Source organism: Vibrio sp. 10N.222.48.A3 (assembly GCF_041475345.1).
GTDB classification, from domain to species: domain Bacteria; phylum Pseudomonadota; class Gammaproteobacteria; order Enterobacterales; family Vibrionaceae; genus Vibrio; species Vibrio tasmaniensis_A.
This window is the reverse complement of the sequence record NZ_JBFRVX010000032.1, coordinates 1-3,532: the sequence shown is the minus strand read 5'-3', so window position 1 is coordinate 3,532 and position 3,532 is coordinate 1. Positions and strand designations below refer to the sequence as shown.

Sequence of the window (3,532 nt, the reverse complement as noted above, 5' to 3'; positions counted from 1 at the left end):
ATATTACCGAGTGATATTAAGAGCAAACACAAAAGAAGAAGCAAGAAGTACCAAAGAATGGTACGTAGAAAACGACCAAATAAACGCCATTATTGTTCGTACTTCTGCGCCTGACTTAAACAAGGAAGAATCAAACTGATTATGCCGAAAACTAAATCAAACAAATCGGGCAATACAAAAAAAACAGTAGGTATCTCGATCCTAGTATCTTTTGCCCTTTTTACCGTCGTCTCTAGCATAATTCTATTAACACCTCTCAACGCATATTTGACGTGGGCTTTAGCTACTACCGCAATTATATCTACACTTGTAGGCTTAGTATGTTACTGGGTTCTTATCAACCGCAGTGAACCATCACAAAAAGAGTCATTCGACAAATCGCTGATTCAGAAAAGACAAAAGCAACTGGCATACCATTTCAAACGCATGGTCAGCAAGCAACGGCCAAAAGCTCACTTAATGAGTCGCTACGACCTGCCAATCTACCTACTATTGAGTCAAAATCCGAATAAAGACAAAAGTATCATCACTCAAATGGGTTATGAGTCATATAAGCTCGACGATTTTGGCAGTGATATTGAATTCCCAATTCTATTTTGGGTCAGCGAGCATTCCATTTTAGTTTCGGTAAGCACTGGCGAAGATCAACACCCAGAATACCTAAAAACACTCTGTCAGTCCCTAACAGCATGGCGCCCGAGGCAGGCCGCGAATGGTTTATTGCTCACGACTGACGTAGCTTCATTGTTGGAAAATAATGAACAAATAACACAAAAAGCTGATGAACTAAAATCGACAATAAAAACGTTTAATCAGGCTTTTGGGGTCAGCTTACCTATTTATAACGTTATCTCTAATATGGGTAGCATCAGCGATTTTTGTCAGTTTTTCTCAGCATTTGACGAATCAAAAAGAGACGACGTATTCGGTGCCACGGCTCCTTATTCTAAACACGGTGGTATCGACGCAGACTGGTTTAATGATGAATACGACCATTTAATCAGTGAGTTGATAGCCAACATGAGCAACGCGCTTGCAGGTCAACTCAACCAGGATTATCGAAACTCAATTGCTAGCGCCCCTTTCCAGTTTGGATTATTGAAACAAAACCTTTGGTTGTTCCTCAACCGCTTGTACCGTGGAGAGCAGCTTAGTGACGCTCTTCAATTCCGCGGATTTTACTTTACTCATGATGGTCAAAGCTCAGCTCAGTCTGACTTGTTGGCGAGCACTGTATCTTATTCGGTAGGTCATGAGCATTATCAACACAATGAGCAGATCCCGGTTAACCAGACCCTTTTTGCTCAATACCTTATGACACACGTGATTTTATCCGAACACGAACTGGTTGGGGTAAACAAGCGTAAAGAAAACGCATTGTTAGTTAACCAAGTCATTTTCACACTATCTTGGGCTAGCTTACTAACCGCCGTATTACTTGTGATTAAGTTTGACTTTGATTTCCAGAATCAACGAGAAGCTGAAGCCGATGTAATGCTTGAGCGCTATAAAGAAGCGATATCAGCATCTCCTTACGACATCGAAAACATGGCTGAAAACATACCTAATCTGTTTTCATTACAGCGAATTTATAACCTCTACAATGAGCCTGAGCCATGGTATACGCTGCCATTTATGCCTAACTCTAGTATCAAAGGAGAGATCGAAAAAGCATATTTTGCAGCGTTACAGAAAGTACTGATTCCTTCTATGGAAAATACCCTAGAGAAAGACCTATTTGTGTACGTCAATCTCGAAGATCAATCTCAGACTCTAGCTTTGCTGAATAACTACCGTTTATTGTTCAGTAAAAATAGGACTAACCTTCATGAGCTTAAAAACTACTACATGCGTACATTCCAAGACCAAGGTGAAGCAGATAGTGTCAATATTGCTCAACTAGAGGTACTACTGAATGACATCTTCGCGCGTAACCTAACACCAATGAAATCAAATCACGATTTAGAGAACCTAGCGAAGAAAGTCATTACTCAAACAGGTATCGGAACTCTATTGTATGAACACATTCAAAGCTCAGAAACCTACTCAAAGCGCGTCGATATTCGAAGTGATTTAGGCGATAATTGGGGTTCAGTTCTGCAATTCCCAACAAGTTATGTGGGCTACATGGTTCCATATATCTATACACCAACGGGGTTTAATGAGCTCGATTTATCCGTCAACTCACCTACTCTAAAAGCAGCCTTACAATCATATGAAGGGGTTGCAGGGGCCTATCCGAGTGCACTCGAAATGCACAGAATCAGCCGTGAACTAAAGCAAACTTATCAAAATGACTACATAAATTATTGGCGAGATCTCATTAGCAATGTAAAAGTCAATGAAATAGCGGATCCTGCACAACTTAAAAAAGCATTCGCTAGCCTATCAAGTGCAAACAGTAACCCACTGGTCAGCCTGTACTCAACCGTCGCTAAGTACACCTATGTGGAACTCGAAATACCAGACAACGAGGGTAAATCGCAAGATCCTGCGACCATACCAATTCAAGACCAAGATAAAAAAGAATCTGCACGCCAGATAACTTTAAGCTTTCAAGCATACAAAAAACAGGTCTCTGCCAACGATCAAGGGAAGAAGCCAATAGACAATCTGCTGAGTGCGGTTATTAATGCAAATAAATGGGCAGACAAGTTTTATGAAACCAAAGAACCTCAAAAAGTAGCCTTCGATACTTTATCTGTGACTTTGCAAGCTGGTAACCCTATTGCATCATTATCAAACTTATCAAACGATCATTTAGCTGTAGCAGAAGAAGTGATAAGTAAAATTGTGCATCAAAGTAATGAAATGGTGATGTCGCTGGCTCATGACCACCTTAATACAGCATGGTCAAACGAAGTTTATCAACCATACCAACAACGATTAGCGTCTTTTTATCCATTCAACCGACAGTCCAAACTGGATGTGAGCGTTGCTGATCTCAAGGCCTTCTTCGTTACAAACGGTATAGTTGATAAGTTCTCTCAAAATCGCCTCAATGGATTCGTTAAAAACAATGACGAAGCACCTTACTTACCAGGGCTGTTGCCTGGTACTGCGCTATCTATCACGCCAGATGTATGGACAATGATGGACAAAGCTTCTGATATCAAAAACGCTCTTTTCCTAGCTGATCCATCAAACATTCAGATCGATTTCCAAGTAAAAGCTGTTGATATGACACCAAACATTACCGAATTTTCAATCATTTCGGACAAACCGATCTTCACTTACCGTCACGGGCCGACCTTATGGAGTCAGCAATCATGGCAAGGAGACTCCGAGTTTATCGAGAAACTAGGAGTCCAGTTGAACACACAAGACTCCATAATTGGCCAAAGTACAGTCAAAGGTACATGGAGTTGGTTCCGCTTATTCGGTCCAAATGTGAGTTTTTCATCCGCTCAAGATACACAAGTTGAGTTTGTGTATGGTGACAGTAAAGTAAAACTGACCATCAAAACTCAGGGTCAGTCGAACCCGTTTGTTCCCGGCTTCTTCTCTGGATTCTCGTTACCAAGTGATATCT

1 protein-coding gene is annotated in these 3,532 nt (G+C 41.0%); it reads left to right on the top strand.

The annotated features are described in order from the left end of the window. Positions 1-141: 141 nt before the first annotated feature. Positions 142-3,532, top strand: a 3,391-nt coding sequence (tssM, locus tag AB4653_RS01275) for a type VI secretion system membrane subunit TssM (RefSeq protein ID WP_102257294.1), incomplete at its 3' end; no start/stop codon positions are given.